This window comes from Streptomyces yangpuensis (assembly GCF_024666385.1).
Taxonomy (GTDB): Bacteria; Actinomycetota; Actinomycetes; order Streptomycetales; family Streptomycetaceae; genus Streptomyces; species Streptomyces yangpuensis.
This window is the reverse complement of the sequence record NZ_CP102514.1, coordinates 102,722-120,309: the sequence shown is the minus strand read 5'-3', so window position 1 is coordinate 120,309 and position 17,588 is coordinate 102,722. Positions and strand designations below refer to the sequence as shown.

The window sequence follows — 17,588 nt, the reverse complement described above, 5'->3', positions numbered from 1 at the left end:
TCAGGTCACCCCGTCCCCTGCCCGGGGCAACGAGCCGGCAGTCCGGCAGGCACATGACCCGCCGGACAGGACCTGACCCCCGTACGGTGGCCAGTCCACGATCCGTACTGCCGCACCGGCCGCTTCGCTGCCCCGGCAGTGCGCGTGGTGCCTGAGAGCGATGCCGTCGAGGTCGAGATGGGCCGCGAAAGCGGGGTGGGCCGCCAGCCGCCGCGCGTAGGACCACAGGCGGGGGTGGTCGGTGATGCGGTACACCGCCTCGGCGTCCAGGTGCCAGCGGTGCACCGTGTCCAGCTGCACCAGTGTCACCCAAACCTGCACGTCGGCCGCGGTGAGGCGCTCGCCCAGCAGGTGGTCGGCCGAGGTCAGCCGCCGCTCCAGGGAACCCAGTCCGCGCAGCAGCGTGGCGAGCGCGTCGTCGCGGGCCGCCACGTCGGCACCGGCCTGGCCGGCGCGCTGGGCTGCGGCGTTGATGCCCCGGTCGCAGAGCCTGCCGATCGATTCGATGTGCGCGTCGGCGCCATGGGGATGGAGATCCGGTCCGGTGGGGCCTCCGAACCGCCGGGTCAGGTCCTGAACGATGTCGGGGGTGTGCGTGCTGACGATCCGCCCGGTCCAGTCGTCGCTGAGGACCGGTGCCAGTGCCGGGCCGGGGTACAGGTGTGCGCCGGCCTCGTACAGCGGGCGCAGCGCGACGTACCCGCCGTCGGGTGCGTCGGGTACGGCGGGCAGCGACGTCACCGGGAGGACGTCCCGCAGGCCGAGCAGGCTGTGGGTGACGGCGATCCGCAGGCTGCTCGGACAGGACGGCGTCAGGTGCAGCCGGTAGCGGTGCGGAACGGCCGGGAAGCCGCTGCGCGCGTCACGGCCGATCCTGCTCCGGAAGGGCGGCACGGCGTTCGGGTGCGTGGCGGACATGAGTCTCCCTGGGATCGCGGGGATTGCTCGGTCACGGACATACGACGACGGGCCGCGACGGATGCGACGCGGCCGGGACCCGGCGGGTGTGAGCGGTGCGTGGCCGCGGGGGTGCGTGGCCGCGGTGCATGGCCGCGGTTCCCGCGTGCGGTGCGTGCCCGTGACGGTCAGCGGCGGACGCGTGCGGGGCCGCTGTGGGTCAAGGGATCCGCCGCACTGCACACGCGGAGCAGGTCGATGTGGCGGCGGGACGTCAGCAACGGCAGCGGCAGGGAGGCGACGGCACGCCCGCCGTCGGTCCCGCGACCCGGCGCTGAACACCCCATAGTTTCCTACCACTTCACTAGGATTCGCTGACTGGAGTGTCGATCCGCGCTCGGACGCTGTCAAGGGGGCCGGTCGGCCGGCCCCCGGGCGGTCAGCTCTTCACCAGGAGGCCGCGGTTGCGCAGGACGTGGCGTTCGAGGGGGCTGAAGATGAGGAGGTCGATGGCGATGCCGACGACGAGGATGAGGATGATGGCGAGGAAGACGCCGGGGAGGTCGATGTTGTTGCGGCCGTTTTCGAGGAGTTGGCCGAGGCCGAGGCCGAGGTCGGGGGAGGAGGCGATGATCTCGGCGGCCATGAGGGAGCGCCAGGAGAAGGCCCAGCCCTGTTTGAGGCCGGCGATGTAGCCGGGGAGGGCGGCGGGCATGACGATGTGCCGGGCGCCGTGCAGGCCGGTGGCGCCGAGGGTGCGGCCGGCGCGGAGGAAGAGGGGCGGGATCTGGTCGATGCCGGAGACGAGGCCGTTGGCGATGGAGGGGACGGCGCCGAGCAGGATGACGGTGAACATCATGGCGTCGTTGAGGCCGAACCAGAGCACGGCCGGGGGCACCCAGGCGACGGAGGGCAGGGACTGCAGGCCCTGGAGGATGGGGCCGATCGCGGCGCGGACGAACTTGACGCGGGCGACGAGGAGGCCGAGGGGGGTGCCGATGGCGAGGGCGAGGAGGAAGCCGAGGAGGCCGCGGGAGACGGAGGTCCAGATGACCTCCAGCAGGGTTCCCTTGAGCCACATGTCGGACAGGCTGTGCCAGACGGCGGAGAGGGCGGGGAGTTTGGTCTCGTCGGTGACCTTCAGGGAGACCAGGACCTGCCAGACCAGCAGGACCAGAGCGACGGCGAGGAACGGCGGCAGGGCCTTCTTGACCAGGACCTCACGGAGCGGGGTGCGGTGCGTGGGGACGGCGTCGAGGGCGTCGAGGCCGGCTTCCAGGCCGGCGAGGTCATCGGCCTTCGGCTTGGTTTCAGTGCTGGCCATGGCGGCGGATCTCCCCACGCAGGTGTTCAGTGATCTCGAGGGACAGTTCGGCGACGTCGGCGTCCTCGATGCGGCGTGGCTGCGGGATGTCCACGGTCCATTGCCTGGCGACCCGGCCGGGTCGGGAGGAGAGCAGGACCACGCGCTGGGCGAGGCGGACGGCTTCGCGGACGTTGTGGGTGACGAAGAGGACCGACAGGCCGGTCTCTTCCCAGATGCGGGTGAGTTCGCCGTGCAGGACGTCGCGGGTGATGGCGTCGAGGGCGGCGAAGGGTTCGTCCATCAGGAGCAGGCGGCTGTCCTGGGCGAGGGCGCGGGCGAGGGCGACGCGCTGGCGCATGCCGCCGGAGAGTTCGTGGACGCGCTTGCCGTGGGCGCCGGTGAGGCGGACGAGTTCGAGGAGGCGTTCGGCTTCGGGCCTGCGGTCGGCTTTGGCGACGCCGCGCAGCCGGAGGGCGAGTTCGATGTTCTTGCCGGCGGTCAGCCAGGGGAAGAGGGCGTGTTCCTGGAACATCAGCGCGGGGCGCCCGCCGGGGGTGTCGATGGATCCGGCGGTGGGTCGGTCGAGGCCGGCGACCAGGTTGAGCAGGGTGGACTTTCCGCAGCCGGAGGCGCCCAGGAGGGTGACGAACTCGCCGGGAGCGACATCGAGGCTGATGTCGTCCAGGACGAGCTGCGTTCCGGCCGGGCCGGAGAAGGACTTCGAGACGTGCTCGATCCGGGCGGCGTGCGCGGTGGTGTCGAGGGTGTCTTGGGCAGCCTTGGCGAGTGTGGTGGCCATGGTCGTCACCTCCTGGGGTTTGCTGGATGCGGGGGTTACTTGGTGCCGAGGCCGGCGTCGGAGACCTCGGGCTTGCCGGCGGCCTTGAGGACCTTGTTCAGGAGTGTCAGGTCGTAGATGCCGGCCAGTTCGGGCTGTTCGATGAGCTTGGCCTGGACGGCGTCGTCGGCCTGGGCCTTGAGGGTGGAGGCGAGCGGGTCGTCGGTGACCAGGATGCTCTGCCAGGCGGGGTCGATGACCTTCGCGTCCAGGGGCTTGCCGCCTTCGGCGGCGAGCTTGGCGTTGGCGGAGGCCTTGGCCTTGTCGGGGTTGGCGTTGATCCACTCGTTGGTCTTCACCGTGCCCTTGAGGACGGCCTCGACGACGTCCGGGTGTTCCTTGAGGAACTTCTGCGACACGATGATGTTCGTGATCACGAACTTCTTGTCGGGCCACAGGGTGGTCTCGTCGAGGAGGACCGAACCGCCGTCGGTGACGAGCTTGGAGGCGGTGGGCTCCGGGACCCAGGCACCGTCGATGGAGCCCTGCTTGAAGGCGTCGGGGGTGACCTTGTTGTCGGTGCGGACGACGGAGACGTCACCCTTGCCGGACTCCGGGTCGACCGTCCAGCCCTTCTCCGCGATCCAGTTCAGGAACGCGACGTCCTGGGTGTTGCCCTTCTGCGGGGTGGCGATCTTCTTGCCCTTGAGGTCGTCGAGGGTCTTGATCCTGTCGGGGTTCACCACGAGCTTGACGCCGCCGGAGGCGGAGCCGGAGATGATCCGCAGGTTGGAGCCCTTGGACTTCACATAACCGTTGATCGACGGCGAGGGGCCGATGAAACCGATGTCGAGGGACCCGCCGTTGAGGGCCTCGATCTCGGACGGACCGGCGTTGAAGGACTGCGGCTTGATCCTGGTGCCGCCGAGTTCCTGCTGGATCAGGCCTTCCTGCAGACCCACCAGGGCGGTGGCGTGCGTCAGGTTCGGGAAGTACCCGATCCGCACCTCGGACGCCGACAGCTTCTTGCCGTCCGTTGCCGCGACGTTGGTCTTGTCGTCTTCCTTCTTCGCCTCGGAGCCGTAGCCGCAGGCCGTCAGGAGGAGGGGGAGCGTTGCGGTGACGGCGATGGTGCGCAGGGTGATGAGCGGTCTGGCGGCAGACACGGAGGTGTCCTTTCACGGGGAGGGTCTTGGGGAAGCTGCAGAGCTACGGAGCTGTTGGTGCTGCGGAGATGCGAAGTCGCTGAGGTGCGCGGCGCGAGGTCGCCGGCACGCGCGTGCCCGTCGCCGGCCGGCGGGGACCGTCGTGGTGGGCGGGGGAGCGGAGAAGGTGTCGCAGATGCCGAAGGGCGGATGTCGAGCCGCCGTGCGTCGCACGCCGCGCTCGAAGGTGCTGCGGGCGGCGAGGTCAGCCGAGAGCGTCCATCCGGCTGCATGCAGAGCGGACGGCGGAGCGCACCGTGTCAGGCAGGCTGACAGATGGCGCTGGAGGTACGAGCCAGGTCGATGTGCCTGCGGGTGGTGAGACGGGGCAGCAGGAGGCCCGCGTGATGCGGCATGCGCATGGTGACCTCACCCCTGAATCCCTAGTTTTCCTACCTGGCTGATAGGCATCTTGGCAGAACAGCGCCATCCATCCCAAGGGGTGGCTCATATAGTGGACGTGCTTGTCTCGGATCGCGAGATAGTGCAGGTGGGAGGTCTTGGCTCTAGGTCAGTGGAAGGTCTGACGGGCGGTCCGGTTCAGGGGTTGGTCCAGGCATCCGGGACATCGGCGAGCGCGGACACGCCGGCCGGTAGGTCGGATGCCGCCACATCGGCGATGCTCACACCGTCGAGGATCTCGCGCACGTTGGAGCGCAGGGCGATCCACAGGGGGAGCAGCGACTCGGCGGGGCCGGTGTAGGAGAGGTCCGGGGGACGGACCCCGCGCACCGAGACCAGCGGTCCGTCCACGACGCGGATGACATCAGCGATGCTGATCGACGCGGCGGGCTTGGCCAGCCGGTAGCCGCCGTTGCCGCCCCGCTGGCTGAGGACGAGACCGCCCCGGCGCATGTCGTTGAGGATGCCCTCGAGGAACTTGTGCGGGATGTCCTGGGCGTCGGCGATGGCTTCGGCCTTCATGGGCCCGTCGTCCTGTGACGCTGCGAGCTGCAGTGCGGCACGTACCGCGTAGTCCGCCCTGGCTGAGATCCGCATGTGCACATTATCCCGCACGGCTTCGGCCCACGTCGTCCGGGTGGGCGGCGGGCCGGGGCGTGAACGGGCCGGCGGTCGCGGCGGGCCGACCGCCGGTTCGCCGGCGCGGGTGCCCGGGATCGCGGCGGCGGGCGCGACGCGGTCCCTCGGGCGCCGGCCCCGCACGTCGTCACCGGCTCCGCACGTCGTCAGTGAAAGGCCGCCGCCACCGCGCGGTGCGAGCCGTTGAGGTAGTGCTCGCCGATGGAGCGCAGGCGGTGCGCGACGGGCCGGTGGGCCGTCAGGACGCGCGCGTTGCGCCAGAAGCGGTCCAGTCCGGGCGCGTCGGCGAGCTCCAGCACCCGCGTGGTGATGTGCAGGGCGGCCCGCGAGACCACCGTCTCGGCCGTGGCCACCAGTGCGGCGACGCCCGCGGGCTCCTCGGCGTCGAGGTGCGTGCCGGCGTCGAGGGCCTGCGCCATCGCCTCGGTGGCCCGGTCGACCACGGCGATGGCAGTGTGGGCGGCGGAGGCGAGCTCCCCGTACGTCAGCAGGAGGTCCGGGTCCTCGCCGGGCAGCCGGTGCGCGCGGCCGCCTCTGCTGAGGTCGCGCGCTTCGGTGAGCGCGCCCTCGACGATGCCGAGGACGACGTGGCACAGGGCGAGCCGGAGGGCCGGCTCGGCCAGCGCGGTGAAGGGTGCGGTGGACTCCTCGTCGTGCGGGCGGCGGCCCAGCACCTGGCCGGGGCTGACGGTGACACGGTCCAGAACGACCTCGCCCGCGCCGGCGACGCGCTGCCCGAGGCGCTCGTGAGCGGCCTCGACGCTTACGCCCCGCGCACGGGGTGAGATGCGTACGACCAGGACGTCACCGGTCACGGCGCAGACGGCGTCCAGCACGATCTGGTCGGCGACGGCCACCGCCGTGTCGACGGCCCGGTGCCCGTCGAGTATGTAACCGGTGTTGCGGTGCCTCAGGGTGAGGTCCGCACCCTCGTCGCCGTTCTCGGCGGGTGCGGGCGCGCGGACCGCCCCGGTCCACAGCCACTGTTCGCGTACCGACGCCTCCTCAAGGGTGGCTGCCTGGTGGGGACTCGCGTAGAAGCGGCCGCTCCAGGTGTGCACGTAGTGGCGGGCGAGCACGTCCCCGACGGAGCTGTCCGCCGCGGCGACCTCCCGTATGACGGCGCATCCAGTACGCCAGTCCGTGCCGCGGCCGGGGGAGGGCGGGGTGAGGGCCGCGAGCAGCCCGGCCTCGCGCAGCCGGGTCCGCTCGTCGGTCGGCGGCCGGCCCGCCTGCTCGCGGACGAGGGCGTCCGCGGCCAGGTCGTCGGCCACGTCGCGGGCGGTACGCAGGAGAGCGCGCTGCTCGTCGGCGGACCGGCCGCCGGGCCGGTCGCCCGGCCGGTCGCCTGCCGTGCTCGGTACGGTCGCCACGGACATCACCGACACACCTGGTCGGTGTGGCGCGACGTGGGGGCTGGGCGGACGACCGGGCCGGGCGGGACGGCGGTGATCATGCGGGCTGCTCCGGGTGTTGTCGGGTGGCCGCGGCCGGTTGCCGGGCGATGTGTGGAACGCGGGAGACCGGGCGGGCGCCGCACGGCGAACTCAATCCCACTTTCCCTATCGGATTGATAGGGATACTCGCCGAAGCCCGCCCTCTCGACAAGGTGGCGCCCGCATCGTGGACAGGGCCGTCTCGGGAGAAGAGACGCGCTGGTCGGCGGCCTGTCGTGGGGTCAGGCTGGCGGCTGTTCGACCGTGCTGGTGCCGCTGCCCTCCTGGGATTCCCAGGTCCAGCTCTCCTCCATGCGCAGGCGGCCGTCGGGGAGTTCGGTCACGAGTGAGGTGCAGCGTCCGGAGGCGGTCGTGCCGTCGAGGCGGAGTTGGACGTACCGGAAGTCGACGGTGTCCGCCGCCCGCGTGCCGATCAGGTGCCCCTTGACCACGTCCCCGCCCTGGTAGTCGGCCCAGACGAGGCCGTCGCGTTCGTGGTACTCGAACCGGGTCAGGCGCCCGACCTGGCCGGGGGCCTGGTCGGCCACGGGCACGAAGACGAGGCCGTCGAGCGAGCGTGGCGTGCGTGTCATGGAGGACTCCTGGAGGAGGGCGGTCCCCGGCCGGGGGGCCGGGGACCGCGGGGCTGGGACAGCAGGGAGGTACCGGAGCGGAGGGACCGGAGATGAAACGGGCCGGTGCGGGCAGGCGGGAGGGGGAGCGAGGGGCCGGAACGGGCCCGGTGACGGAAGGCGAGTCAGCCATGACGCATGACACCGAGACCGCGACGAACGAACCGCACGAGCCGACTCCCGAGGAGCGCGCGGCCCGCGACAGGGTACGCCGACGGGCCACGGGCATGACGCACCACCAGACCGCGGAGGAGCTGGAGGCCGCGGAGGACGCGGTGGAGCGGTCCGCGGGCGACCTGGCCGCGGCGGACTCGGGTACCCGTGCCGAGGTGGCCGAATGGCGGCGCATCACCGATCTGCTCTTCGGCCACGGAGGCCCGTACGCGACGGAGATCGACGCCTACGTCCAGGGCCAGCTCACCGCCCGCAGGAACCGCCGGGCCGCGACCTCCTGAACCGGCCGGACTGGTCGCGGCCCTCCTGAGCCCCGTCGGGCGACGCCACCGGTGCCGCCGGCGGTGCTGCCGCCGGTGATGCGGCCGTCGGTGGCTCGGCCCTGTCATCGAAGGAGCGCCGGTCCGGCGCGTTGCAAGGCGGCGGGGTGCGACGAGTATGGGACGTACTCGGGAGCCCCGACAACGCGGCGAGCTGCGGTGCCGGGCGCCGCGTGCCGGCCGGGACCTTGACGACAGGGCTCAGCCGGCTGCTCTGAGGCGGGTCGCGGCGGCCTCGGCCTCCCGGACGACCCTGGCCGTGTCGATGTCGACCAGCCGGCCGGCCAGCTTCAGCGCCCGGCCGTCCACGAAGACCGAGTCGACGTTCTCGGGCCGCCCGTTGAAGACGATCTGGCCGACCCAGTCGAAGCGCGGTGCGAAGTTGAGCGCCGCCGGGTCGATGACGACCAGGTCGGCCCGCTTGCCCGGCGTCAGGGACCCCACCCGGTCGGCGATCCCCAGTGCCTCCGCGCCGCCCAGCGTGGCCATCCGTAACACGTCCTCCACCTGCGGGAAGACGCCGGCGTCCGTCGCCCGGGCACGTTGCAGGCCGATGGCCGTCTTCATCAGCGCGTGGAAGTCGGAGCTGTCGTTGGTCCCGCCGTCGAGACCGAGCCCGACCTTCACGCCCCGACGGCGAAACTCGGACAGCCGCATGATGCCGGAGGCCAGCCGCATATTGCTCAGGGGGCAGTGGGCCGCCCGTACGTCGTGTTCGGCGACGGCCGAGATCTCGGCGTCGGTCAGGTGGACGGCGTGGTTGATCAGGAGCCGCGGCCCCAGCGCCCCGATGTCGCCGAGGACCCCGATGGGGTCGTCCGCGCGCTGCTCGGGGCGCTCCAGTACATGCGAGTTGAGCATGACGCCAAGGTCCTGGGCCGCCTCCCAGTGCGCGCGGTTGAGGTCCTGGACGGCCCGCGCGGCGTGCGTGGCCACCTGGAAGGACCCCAGGGGCACCGGATCGACCAGTTCCTTCTTCACCTTCGTGACCAGCGCCGCGTCCGGCCCGGGCGGGAACATCGCGTAGGTGAAGCGCACCCCCGTGCCGGCCAGGGCCCGTACGTAGCTCTCGATGAGGTCGTACGCGAAGATGTCCACCCAGTCCACCAGCGTGGTGACGCCCGACTGGATGGCGTCGAGGGCCGCGAGCCGTACGAAGCTGTGGAGGGCCGCGGGGGTGAGCCGTGCGCGCTGGGGGTCGGTACACCCCGCGAACCACCCGAACAGGTCGCGGTCCGTGCAGCCGCCACGGATCACCGCCTGCCAGAGGTGCGTGTGGGTGTCGACGAACCCCGGCATGACCAGCTTGCCCGAGGCGTCCACCACCCGGGCTCCGGGCGGTCGTTGCAGTGCAGTGCCGACGGCGGCGATGGCGCCGTTCCGCATCAGGACGTCGGCGTTCTCGGCGGCTCCCAGAGGCCCGCTGCCGAGGGCGGGGTCCATGGTGAGTACGAGGGCGGCCCCGCGCAGCAGAATCGTTCTGCCATGTGGGGCGGGCCGGGCGGACGGGAGGCTCGGGGCTGCGGGGCGGTCGGTGACGCCGAGGAGCAGCGGTGCGGCGGCGGCCAGACCGAGACCGGTGAGGAGATCGCGGCGGCTGGGGGACGCGAGCGGGGTGGGGGTGGAGTGCATGGCGTGTTACCTCCCGAGAGTGCCGAACGGAAGGCCCGCCCGGGCGACGCCGGCCGGAGCGTCCGGGACGTCGGGGAGGGGCGGGAGATCACACGCAGCATTCCCGGCGAACGGCCGTCCGATAGACGTCAACGGAAAACATTTTCCGTTCCGGCCGTGCGCCAGTCATGTACCGGCCATGTTGTCGCGGCGGGCCGGGAGAGCCCGGCGCCGGGGGAGGGGAGGGCAGGGAGAGCAGAGAGAGGGCCGGGACCGTCGGTGTGACGGTCCCGGCCCTCCTCAGCCGGTTCGCGTGGCGCACCGGCGCAGCGTTGCGCCGGTGCAGCGTTCGCCGGTGCAGCGCGTGCTGCGGTGCAGCGGGTGCAGCGGTCAGGACCTGTGCATGCCCTTCTTGGTCCGGTCCGTGGCCTCCGAGGCCATCTCCTCGGCCTTGCCGGTCATCCGCTCGGCGCCGCCTTCCGCCTGCATGCGCTTGTCGTCCATCGCGTCGCCGGCGGTCTCCTTGAGCTTGCCCTTGACCTGCTTGGCCTTGCCCTTTGCCTTGCTCATGACGAAGTGCTCCTTGCCTGTGGGGGAATGCACTGCCCACCATGCGTCCGCCGCGGGTGACCCGCAACGCACGCTGGACCGTCCGGCTCGTCTCCCTAGTCGGGCGGCTCGGTCACCGTCGGCCGTTTGCCGGATGACGGTGGGCTGGGTACGGGACGGGGGCGCGGCTCACCCGGCCGGGGTGCGCGCTGCGCGTGCGCGGGATCCCGTGGGGTCGGGTCGGGCTTCCTGGGCGTGGGCCCGGAGCCCTCGGGTTCCTCTTCGGACGCCTTCCGGTCCATACGGCTCTCACCTCGCTGTCCGTGTCGTCCAGAGCGGTGCTGCGCCGTCGGCGCGCTCCTGCGTCTGCCCTGCCGAACGCGTTCCAATCCGTTGCAGCGGATCGCGTACTGGCACAGATAAGCGCGGCTTTCGCGGGCACACGCCGTCTGAAGCGCCACGGCGGAACCAACCCTTCCGTCGACACTCCAACGCGAATGAGGTACTCATGATTGCCGTCGGGTTGATCCTGCTGCTCATCGGATTTCTGACCGGGGTCTCGGTCCTGTGGACCCTCGGAGTCATTCTGCTCGTGGTGGGCGCGGCGCTGTGGATCATGGGATCGGTCGGACACGCGGTCGGCGGCCGGCGCCATTACTGGTAGTCCGGGACGTGGCCGAATCGGGCCTGTCCGGTTGATCACGACCGGGCAGGCCTCGGCCTGTCGAGGACCCCGGCCCGCTGCGCCGAGCACCGCGTCCACGCCGCGATGAGCCGTTACCGGCCGTCCCGGGCGAGGTTGTAGACCAAAATCAGGATCGCCGCCGCCATCACGGCCAGATGGACCCAGCCCGGCGCGTTCGCAACACCCGCCCCCAAGCTCGTATTCATCGCAGGGCCCTCCGTTCCCGGAAGGCGCCCAACTGCAGTAACCGTGTCCGATTCGCTGTCTCCATGTAGCGCACCTGCCCGCGCCGGGCCCGACAACGCACCGCGGGCCCCGAATTGTCGCCGGGTGGACCGCCGATGACCGGCGATGGTCCACCCACCTGCTCGACACCACGGACCGACCCGTCGCGGAATCCGTAGACCGGGTTGAGAGATGGGTGAGCGAACAGCGCGGCGCGCTCCGATCCAGCTGTCTTACCCTGTCGCCAGGCTGGTCGGATCAGACGCCCGCCCGAGCCGACCACGACTCCTGACCAACTTTCACAACACGCCCAGGCCCTGTCGTCGAGGTCCCGCCTGACCCGCGGCGCGCCCGGCGGCCGGGCCGCCGACCGCCCTGCCGGACAGCCCGCAGGCCCGGTGGTCACGGCCGACGGCCCGCCGGCGCCACCAGCCGGTGGCGTACGGCCATGACCGACAGCGCCCCTGCGGCGATCACCACCCCGCCCAGGCGCAGGATCACGTCGTAGGCCTCCTCGGGCGGCCGCTGCGGGGTCATGGCGGAGATCGCCGCCGCCGTCCCCGCCAGGGCGATCGCCCCCAGCGTGACCAGGAACGTCAGCAGTACGCCCGATGCCTCGCCCGCCCTGGCCGGTGCGACGACCTGCTGCGTCGCCACACTGGAGTAGGTCCAGCCCAGCCCCAGCCCGAGGCCGCACCACGCGAACACCGGCACGTACAGCCACCACGCGTCCACCCCGGCCAGCACGAACATCCCCGTACCCGCGAGAGCCCCGGCCAGCGCCATCACCGCGGTCGGCCGCATGCGCCGGCCCAGCCGCACACCGAGCGGCCCGCTGACCGCCACCAGCAGGGCCGGGGCCAGGAACACCGTGCCCGCCAGGAGCGGCGAGAGCCCGCGGACGCCCTGCAGGTAGAGCGTGGCGAGGAAGACGGTGACGCCGTAGCCCATGTTCGTGAGCGAGCCCATCCCGGTGACCAGGACGTACGGGGCGTTGCGGAACAGCCGCAGATCGACCAGCGGGTGCCGGGTGCGCCGCTCCCGGACGAGGAACAGCGCACCCGCCCCCACGGCCACCGCGAAGCAGACGAGGGTACGGGCGCTCTCCCAGCCCCAGGCGTCCCCGCGCTCCACGGCCAGCGTCAGGGTCGCCAGCGAGCACACGATCAGGGCGCACCCGAGGAGGTCGAGCTGGCGCGGCGCCGACGCGTCGCGCGAGTCCGGTACGTACACGAGCGCGATCAGCAGCGAGAGCAGGCTCAGCGGCGCCATCAGCCAGAAGATCCAGCGCCAGCCGGGCCCCTCGGTGAGCCCTCCGCCCACGAAGGGACCGAGCGCGGTCCCGATGTTCGCGACGCCGAACACCGCGCCCAGGGCCCGGGCGCGGGTCGGCTCGGGAAAGGTGTTCGTGACCACGGACACGGACACCGGGAAGACGAACGCCGCGCCCACACCCTGCGCGACCCGTGCCGCCACCAGCGGTCCGAGCCCGGGAGCCAGCGCGCAGCCCACGGAACCGGCGGCGAACAGGGCCGTCCCGGCCAGCAGCGTGCCCCGGCGACCGAAGACGTCCCCCACCCGGCCGCCGACGATGAAGAAGCAGCCGATGGCGAGCATGTACGCGGACAGGGTCCACTGCGCGGCCGAAGCCGTGATGCCGAGCTCCGCCGCGATGCCGGGAATGGCGAGGTTGAGCGCGAAGAAGTCGAGCTGGATGCAGAACAGGGCCAGGGCGACCGCGACGAAGGCCCCCTTCCGCCGCGCGGCCGGCGAAGACTCAGCGCGCATGGGGGCGGTTCCTCTCGGCCGACGCGATCGCGGCTGCACGGCCGACGACGGCCGCACGCACGCCCTCCCCCCATTGTGGGGCGCTTCACGACCGTCCGCAGTTCCGCACGGGGGAGTTCCGCAGTGCGGGGGTCCAACCGACTCGGTGGTGGCTGAAGAGCGGGCCGGAGCGGCGGCTGAAGATTCGCTCAAGCGTCTCCCGAACGCGCCCGCGATGCCGGTCGGTTGCTGTCAGGATCGGGCGTTCGTGCCCGGAGCGCACCACCGTTGGGGGAGAGGACGTCCAGCATGCCTGCCGGACCGTCGCCGTTCGTGCCGCCCGCACCCGCCGCCCGCGCCACCCGCCGTGCCGCCCGTCGTGCGCGCGCCGGGCACCCGGCTCGCCGGTGCCGGGGCTCGCGGCCGGAGACGAACGGACGTACGTCACGCCGATGCGCGCCTGACCACCGACATCATCCGCACGTTGCTGTGCACCATCGCCCTGGCGGCCCTCGCCCGCGCCCCGCTCCTCCACGGCCGTACCACCCGCTGAACGGGACGACCGGGCGGGCCCGCCGGCCCCGTAACCCGCCGTCGAATTCGCCGCCTCCGTCTCCTCCGTCGGTCAGCGCAGGGCCAGCGCCCAGGCGAGGAGGCCGAGGGAGACCGTGCACAGTACGGCCCGCCACACGTTCGCCCGCACCCACGGCGCTTCGAAGGCGCGGCGTACCTCCGCCGGGTCTTCGATCCGCTCGACGGGCCCGGCCTGTTCCAGGGCATTGTTCAGCGGGATGTTGATCCGAGCCGTCACGGCCATCGCCGCGAGGTACGCGACGAGCGCGCCGATCAGCGGCCCCAGGGCATCCCGCCCACCGCTGCCGACGGCGTGGAGGACGACCGCGGCCGCGCTGAAGACGAGCGCGCCGATGTACCCCAGCAGGAACCAGCCATTGAGGATCGCCACGTTGATCCGCTGCATCGTCTCGATGGCGGTGCGGTCGGCGGCGACCCGGAGCCCCGGCATGACGGATACGGAGAATCCGTAGAAGAGGCCGCTCATCCAGCCGATGGTGATCGTTGCGGCGATCATGGTCGCCAACCGTGCCGTTTCCACGTGAACCCCCGGGATCGAGAAGCAGGTCAGAACTGTGTCTCCGAACGGTCGAGTCCCGCCGATCATAGGGTGCCGGGAACGGGCCTGCGCCCGCGTAGGCTGACCGAACCGGCACGTCACCTCCCAGCACCGTGCATCCTCACCACCACCGTCACCGCCGAACGGAGTCGCCCGCCATGCTGACCGCCCTCACCGGTGTCCACGGGGACCGCGCGGACGCCGTCACCGTCGCCGGCCGTACCGCCTCCTACGAGGAACTCCTGGGGGCCGCCCGCCAGGTGGCCGTCGATCTCGCCGAGTCGGGGGTGCCGGCCTTCGCGGTGAACGCGACGCCCACCCTGGAGACCGTGGCCGCCGTGGTCGGCGCCCTGCTGGCCGGCGTACCCTGCGTTCCCCTGCCGCCGGACGCCGGTCCGGCCGAGCGCGGGCACATCCTGCGGGACTCGGGGGCTCGCACCATCGAGGTCGACTTCGCCCGCCGCTCGGACCGGACCCCCGACCCGGCCGCCGTACGCACACCCGACGACCCCGCCCTGATCCTCTACACCTCCGGCACCACAGGCGCCCCGAAGGGCGTGGTTCTCAGCAGCGCCGCGATCACCGCCGACCTGGACGCGCTCGCCGAGGCCTGGCAGTGGAGCGCCGAGGACACCCTGGTCCACGGACTGCCGTTGTTCCACGTCCACGGACTCGTCCTCGGTGTCCTGGGTGCGCTTCGCACCGGCAGCCGCCTCGTGCACACGGGCCGCCCCACGCCCGAGGCGTACGCTGCCGCCGGCGGCAGCCTGTACTTCGGCGTGCCGACCGTGTGGTCGCGCATCGCCCGCGAGCCGCGGGCCGCGGCCGCCCTGTCGGGGGCCCGGCTCCTGGTGTCGGGCAGCGCCGCGCTGCCCGCGCCCGCCTTCCGGGACATCGAGCGGGCGAGTGGACACCGCATCGTCGAGCGCTACGGGATGACGGAGACGCTGATCACGGTGAGCGGCCGGGCCGGCGGCGACCTCCACCCGGGCACCGTCGGCACCCCGCTCCCCGGTGTCACCACCCGTATCGCGGCCGAGGACGGTGCGGAGATCGGGGAACTCCAGCTGACCGGCCCCACGCTCTTCTCCGGCTACCTGGGCCGGCCCGAGGCGACCGCCGCCGCGTACACCGAGGACGGCTGGTTCCGTACGGGTGACATCGCGGCCGTCGACGAGAAGGACGGCGTGCACCGGATCGTGGGCCGCGCGTCCACCGACCTGATCAAGTCGGGCGGGTACCGGATCGGCGCGGGCGAGATCGAGAACGCGCTGCTGGATCACCCCCGGGTGCGGGAGGCTGCCGTCGTCGGGGTGCCCGACGCGGATCTCGGCCAGCGGATCGTCGCGTTCGTCGTCGCAGAGGGAGTCACCGGAGCCGAGCTCACCGACTTCGTCGCCGCGCACCTGTCGGTCCACAAGCGCCCGCGGGAGGTCCGCTTCGTCGAGACGGTGCCCCGCAACGCGATGGGCAAGCCCCAGAAGCGCCTCCTCCTGGACGGCGCCGCCCCCGACCCCACCTGACCGGCCGCGCGAAAACCCGATTCCGGCGCGACGCGCGCCTCGGTAGCGTGTGCCCTGAACGGGAACACCTGGGCGGGAGTACGGGACCGAGTGCTCCGCTTCGCCGAACACCCGGCAGCGGAGGCGGTCTTCGGGGCGAGAGGACACGGCTTCTGCCTCGGCCCCGTCATGGACGAGGAACAACTCCGCACCGTCTGGGAGGACCTGAGACCGATGGACCGAGGCATCGAGCCGACCGGCCACGCCTTCGCCCACTGGTACCGGAGTTGGCTCAGCCGCACCGAACACGAATGCGCCATCACCCCACCACCCGCACCCCACTCGCGGGACACCCCGTGAGCATCGGTTTCGTCCTGCGGATGCCGCGTGAGCTCGGAAGGCATGAGAGATGCATGTGAGGGACGCGGCGGCCAAGGAGACCGCCGTCGCTCGCTTCCTTCGCGAATACCCGCAGGTGGAGCACCCAGCCCGCGGCCACTCCGCCCTCTCGGGCTGTGCAGACGTCGACCGGTCCCGGATGACCGGGTGCCCGGCCGGTATCCCGGTCGTTCGATCGCCGGACGCCCCCTAGCGGGACCACACAGTGCCGCGGGACTCGTACTCCAGCATGGATTCGAGGCCGGTCGCCGCGTCGGCGCCCAGTTCTCGGCGTACGAGCCACAGCGCGAGCTCCAGGCCGGAGGTGATGCCTCCGGCCGTCACGAGATCGCCGTCGTCGACCACGCGCGCGTTCTTCAGAAGGCCGCCCTCCCGCTCCAGGTCCGGGCGCGCCTTGTGGTGGGTGGTGCACGGTCGGCCCCGGGTCAGGCCCGCGGCCGCGAGCAGCATCACGCCCGTGCACAGGGCGGCGACGGTGAGGCCCGGACGGGGCGCCGCTGCCAGCGCGCGCGGAAGGGTGCCGCGCCGGATCTCCGCCCACACGCCAGGGTCCTCGCGCCGGGCGTAGCCACCGCCCGGTACGACGACCACGTCGGCCTCCGACGACGTGCACCCTCAGGGACTTGCCGGTAACGGCAGAGGATCCCTCCGCCGCGTGGGCGGCGGGCGCGGTGGCGCCGAGCCCGCCGACTCCCGCGACCGCGCCGGTGGCGCCGAGCGCGGTCGAAGCCCGCAGCAGGTCCCGTCGGTTCAGACTCATGCGGCTCTCCTCGGTGTGGTCGTGCGCCTGCGTCTGCGTCTGCGTCTCGTGCAAGGGGTCGGCGGGACCGGTGCCCGAGTTCCGTGCGGACGCTGTGGCCCGCCCCACACACCCGCATCCACGCTGCCTCGCCCCGCACCCGCACCCGCACCCGCACCCGCACGCGCCGATCGGCGGTCGATCGGCCCCGGACGCACGACAGTTGGCGGCTGACCCGTCACACCGTGGCCGTGAGGATGGTCGTCATGGATCCCGAACTCGAAGCATTCGTCCCGTTCCTGCCCAGGACCGACTGGGCCGACCCGGCCGCCGCCCGCGCGATCTACACCGAGCTGGCCGCCTCCCGACCCGCGCCGGACCTCACGGACGTGGAGATCGAGGACCGCACGGTCCCCGGCGACCCCGCCGTGCCCGTACGGATCTACCGCCCGCGCCACGCCCGTGGAGCCGTCGTCTGGCTCCACGGCGGCGGGTTCATCATGGGTGACCTGGAGACCGAGCACCCGTGGGCCGCCCGGATAGCCGACAGCGTCGGCGCGGTCGTGGTCTCGGTCGGCTACCGCACGGCCCCCGAGCACCGTTTCCCGGCCGCCCTCGACGACGCGTACGCCGCACTGGCCTGGACGGCCGAGAACGCCACGCGGCTCGGTACGGACCCCGACCGGATCGCCGTCGGGGGCCACAGCGCCGGCGCGGGGATCGCAGCCGCGGTCGCCCTGCGGTCACGCGACGAGCAGGGGCCGCCGATCCGCTTCCAGCTGCTGAACGAGGCCGGCCTCGACGACCGTCAGGAGACGTGGTCGGCCCGGCAGTTCACCGACACCCCCTGGCTCGACCGCGGCAAGATCACCCATGGGTGGCGGCACTACCTCGGCCCGCGGCCCGCCACCCCGTACGCCGCTCCGGCCCGGGCCGACGACCTCTCCGGCCTGCCGCCCGCCTACATCGCCACCGCGGAGTTCGACCCGAACCGCGACGAGGGCATCGCCTACGCGCTGAGGCTGCTGCAGGCCGGCGTACCGGTCGAGCTGCACCAGTACGCCGGTACCTTCCACGGCTCGCAGGCGATCCTCTCCGCCGCCGTGTCCCAGCGTCAGATCGCCGATCTCGTGGCGGCGCTGCGCCGCGCGCTCGCCGAATGAGCCGCCCGCCGGGCACCCACATCCATC

The 17,588-nt window shown here is 72.3% G+C and carries 17 protein-coding genes and 1 pseudogene; 5 read left to right on the top strand and 13 right to left on the bottom strand.

Going from position 1 to position 17,588, the window contains the following annotated elements; genetic code table 11:
- The 8 genes from NRK68_RS00540 to NRK68_RS00510 all read right to left on the bottom strand — a co-directional run bounded on the left by NRK68_RS00540 (position 1) and on the right by NRK68_RS00510 (position 7,256).
- Positions 1–918, bottom strand: coding sequence for a glutathione S-transferase C-terminal domain-containing protein (locus NRK68_RS00540; RefSeq protein ID WP_257854361.1), 918 nt, complete (start codon positions 916–918; stop codon positions 1–3).
- A gap of 418 nt (positions 919–1,336) precedes the next feature.
- On the bottom strand, positions 1,337–2,221 hold the full coding sequence (locus NRK68_RS00535; protein ID WP_257854360.1) for an ABC transporter permease: 885 nt from the start codon (positions 2,219–2,221) through the stop codon (positions 1,337–1,339).
- The gene (locus tag NRK68_RS00530; protein ID WP_257854358.1) at positions 2,208–3,002 is read right to left on the bottom strand and encodes an ABC transporter ATP-binding protein; all 795 of its coding nucleotides are present in this window, start codon (positions 3,000–3,002) and stop codon (positions 2,208–2,210) included. The genes NRK68_RS00535 and NRK68_RS00530 overlap by 14 nt, the downstream gene beginning before the upstream one ends.
- A gap of 35 nt (positions 3,003–3,037) precedes the next feature.
- Positions 3,038–4,147 carry an ABC transporter substrate-binding protein gene (locus tag NRK68_RS00525; protein ID WP_257854357.1) on the bottom strand — a complete coding sequence of 370 codons (1,110 nt, stop codon included), beginning with the start codon at positions 4,145–4,147 and terminating at the stop codon, positions 3,038–3,040.
- A 299-nt stretch (positions 4,148–4,446) separates the two neighbouring features.
- Positions 4,447–4,542: a putative leader peptide gene (locus NRK68_RS36875; protein WP_373024357.1), complete on the bottom strand. Its 96-nt coding sequence runs from the start codon at positions 4,540–4,542 to the stop codon at positions 4,447–4,449.
- 184 nt (positions 4,543–4,726) lie between these two features.
- Positions 4,727–5,185 carry an RrF2 family transcriptional regulator gene (locus NRK68_RS00520; protein WP_183069493.1) on the bottom strand — a complete coding sequence of 153 codons (459 nt, stop codon included), beginning with the start codon at positions 5,183–5,185 and terminating at the stop codon, positions 4,727–4,729.
- 188 nt (positions 5,186–5,373) lie between these two features.
- The gene (locus NRK68_RS00515; RefSeq protein ID WP_183069492.1) at positions 5,374–6,606 is read right to left on the bottom strand and encodes an acyl-CoA dehydrogenase family protein; all 1,233 of its coding nucleotides are present in this window, start codon (positions 6,604–6,606) and stop codon (positions 5,374–5,376) included.
- A 299-nt stretch (positions 6,607–6,905) separates the two neighbouring features.
- A complete protein-coding gene (locus NRK68_RS00510; RefSeq protein ID WP_183069491.1) occupies positions 6,906–7,256 on the bottom strand; it encodes an avidin-fold protein in 351 nt (116 codons plus the stop codon).
- Positions 7,257–7,426: 170 nt separating this feature from the next.
- Between NRK68_RS00510 and NRK68_RS00505 the strand changes: the two genes are divergently transcribed.
- Positions 7,427–7,750 carry a hypothetical protein gene (locus NRK68_RS00505; RefSeq protein ID WP_183069490.1) on the top strand — a complete coding sequence of 108 codons (324 nt, stop codon included), beginning with the start codon at positions 7,427–7,429 and terminating at the stop codon, positions 7,748–7,750.
- 240 nt (positions 7,751–7,990) lie between these two features.
- On the opposite strand, the gene NRK68_RS00500 is transcribed toward NRK68_RS00505, so the two are convergent.
- A complete protein-coding gene (locus NRK68_RS00500; protein ID WP_257854354.1) occupies positions 7,991–9,421 on the bottom strand; it encodes an amidohydrolase family protein in 1,431 nt (476 codons plus the stop codon).
- 369 nt (positions 9,422–9,790) lie between these two features.
- The gene (locus NRK68_RS00495) at positions 9,791–9,970 is read right to left on the bottom strand and encodes a CsbD family protein (protein ID WP_183069489.1); all 180 of its coding nucleotides are present in this window, start codon (positions 9,968–9,970) and stop codon (positions 9,791–9,793) included.
- A 487-nt stretch (positions 9,971–10,457) separates the two neighbouring features.
- Here NRK68_RS00495 and NRK68_RS00490 point away from each other — a divergent pair, with 487 nt between their 5' ends.
- Complete coding sequence (locus tag NRK68_RS00490; RefSeq protein WP_167350577.1) at positions 10,458–10,613, top strand: DUF6131 family protein; 156 nt, start codon at positions 10,458–10,460, stop codon at positions 10,611–10,613.
- Positions 10,614–11,261: 648 nt separating this feature from the next.
- Here the strand turns inward: NRK68_RS00490 and NRK68_RS00485 are convergent.
- Together NRK68_RS00485 and NRK68_RS00480 are read right to left on the bottom strand one after the other, a co-directional pair.
- The gene (locus NRK68_RS00485; protein ID WP_257854351.1) at positions 11,262–12,647 is read right to left on the bottom strand and encodes an MFS transporter; all 1,386 of its coding nucleotides are present in this window, start codon (positions 12,645–12,647) and stop codon (positions 11,262–11,264) included.
- Positions 12,648–13,251: 604 nt separating this feature from the next.
- Positions 13,252–13,716: an anthrone oxygenase family protein gene (locus NRK68_RS00480; protein ID WP_257854350.1), complete on the bottom strand. Its 465-nt coding sequence runs from the start codon at positions 13,714–13,716 to the stop codon at positions 13,252–13,254.
- Between the two features lie 200 nt (positions 13,717–13,916).
- Between NRK68_RS00480 and NRK68_RS00475 the strand changes: the two genes are divergently transcribed.
- Both NRK68_RS00475 and NRK68_RS00470 read left to right on the top strand, forming a co-directional pair.
- A complete protein-coding gene (locus tag NRK68_RS00475) occupies positions 13,917–15,281 on the top strand; it encodes an acyl-CoA synthetase (RefSeq protein ID WP_257854349.1) in 1,365 nt (454 codons plus the stop codon).
- 90 nt (positions 15,282–15,371) lie between these two features.
- Positions 15,372–15,620 carry a hypothetical protein gene (locus NRK68_RS00470; RefSeq protein WP_257854348.1) on the top strand — a complete coding sequence of 83 codons (249 nt, stop codon included), beginning with the start codon at positions 15,372–15,374 and terminating at the stop codon, positions 15,618–15,620.
- A 228-nt stretch (positions 15,621–15,848) separates the two neighbouring features.
- On the opposite strand, the pseudogene NRK68_RS00465 reads toward NRK68_RS00470, so the two are convergent.
- Positions 15,849–16,259 (bottom strand): annotated as a pseudogene (locus tag NRK68_RS00465) (DJ-1/PfpI family protein); the annotation flags it as partial.
- Positions 16,260–16,664: 405 nt separating this feature from the next.
- Here NRK68_RS00465 and NRK68_RS00460 point away from each other — a divergent pair.
- Positions 16,665–17,561 carry an alpha/beta hydrolase gene (locus NRK68_RS00460; protein WP_183069483.1) on the top strand — a complete coding sequence of 299 codons (897 nt, stop codon included), beginning with the start codon at positions 16,665–16,667 and terminating at the stop codon, positions 17,559–17,561.
- Positions 17,562–17,588: the final 27 nt, after the last annotated feature.

Bases quoted from the DNA above. Each gene is read 5' to 3' on its own strand.
- NRK68_RS00480 (WP_257854350.1), bottom strand. From the start codon at position 13,716: ATGATCGCCGCAACGATCACCATCGGCTGGATGAGCGGCCTCTTCTAC.
- NRK68_RS00520 (WP_183069493.1), bottom strand. From the start codon at position 5,185: ATGCGGATCTCAGCCAGGGCGGACTACGCGGTACGTGCCGCACTGCAG.
- NRK68_RS36875 (WP_373024357.1), bottom strand. From the start codon at position 4,542: ATGCCGCATCACGCGGGCCTCCTGCTGCCCCGTCTCACCACCCGCAGG.
- NRK68_RS00485 (WP_257854351.1), bottom strand. From the start codon at position 12,647: ATGCGCGCTGAGTCTTCGCCGGCCGCGCGGCGGAAGGGGGCCTTCGTC.
- NRK68_RS00495 (WP_183069489.1), bottom strand. From the start codon at position 9,970: ATGAGCAAGGCAAAGGGCAAGGCCAAGCAGGTCAAGGGCAAGCTCAAG.
- NRK68_RS00515 (WP_183069492.1), bottom strand. From the start codon at position 6,606: ATGTCCGTGGCGACCGTACCGAGCACGGCAGGCGACCGGCCGGGCGAC.
- NRK68_RS00490 (WP_167350577.1), top strand. From the start codon at position 10,458: ATGATTGCCGTCGGGTTGATCCTGCTGCTCATCGGATTTCTGACCGGG.
- NRK68_RS00510 (WP_183069491.1), bottom strand. From the start codon at position 7,256: ATGACACGCACGCCACGCTCGCTCGACGGCCTCGTCTTCGTGCCCGTG.
- NRK68_RS00535 (WP_257854360.1), bottom strand. From the start codon at position 2,221: ATGGCCAGCACTGAAACCAAGCCGAAGGCCGATGACCTCGCCGGCCTG.
- NRK68_RS00530 (WP_257854358.1), bottom strand. From the start codon at position 3,002: ATGGCCACCACACTCGCCAAGGCTGCCCAAGACACCCTCGACACCACC.
- NRK68_RS00475 (WP_257854349.1), top strand. From the start codon at position 13,917: ATGCTGACCGCCCTCACCGGTGTCCACGGGGACCGCGCGGACGCCGTC.
- NRK68_RS00460 (WP_183069483.1), top strand. From the start codon at position 16,665: ATGGATCCCGAACTCGAAGCATTCGTCCCGTTCCTGCCCAGGACCGAC.
- NRK68_RS00505 (WP_183069490.1), top strand. From the start codon at position 7,427: ATGACGCATGACACCGAGACCGCGACGAACGAACCGCACGAGCCGACT.
- NRK68_RS00500 (WP_257854354.1), bottom strand. From the start codon at position 9,421: ATGCACTCCACCCCCACCCCGCTCGCGTCCCCCAGCCGCCGCGATCTC.
- NRK68_RS00540 (WP_257854361.1), bottom strand. From the start codon at position 918: ATGTCCGCCACGCACCCGAACGCCGTGCCGCCCTTCCGGAGCAGGATC.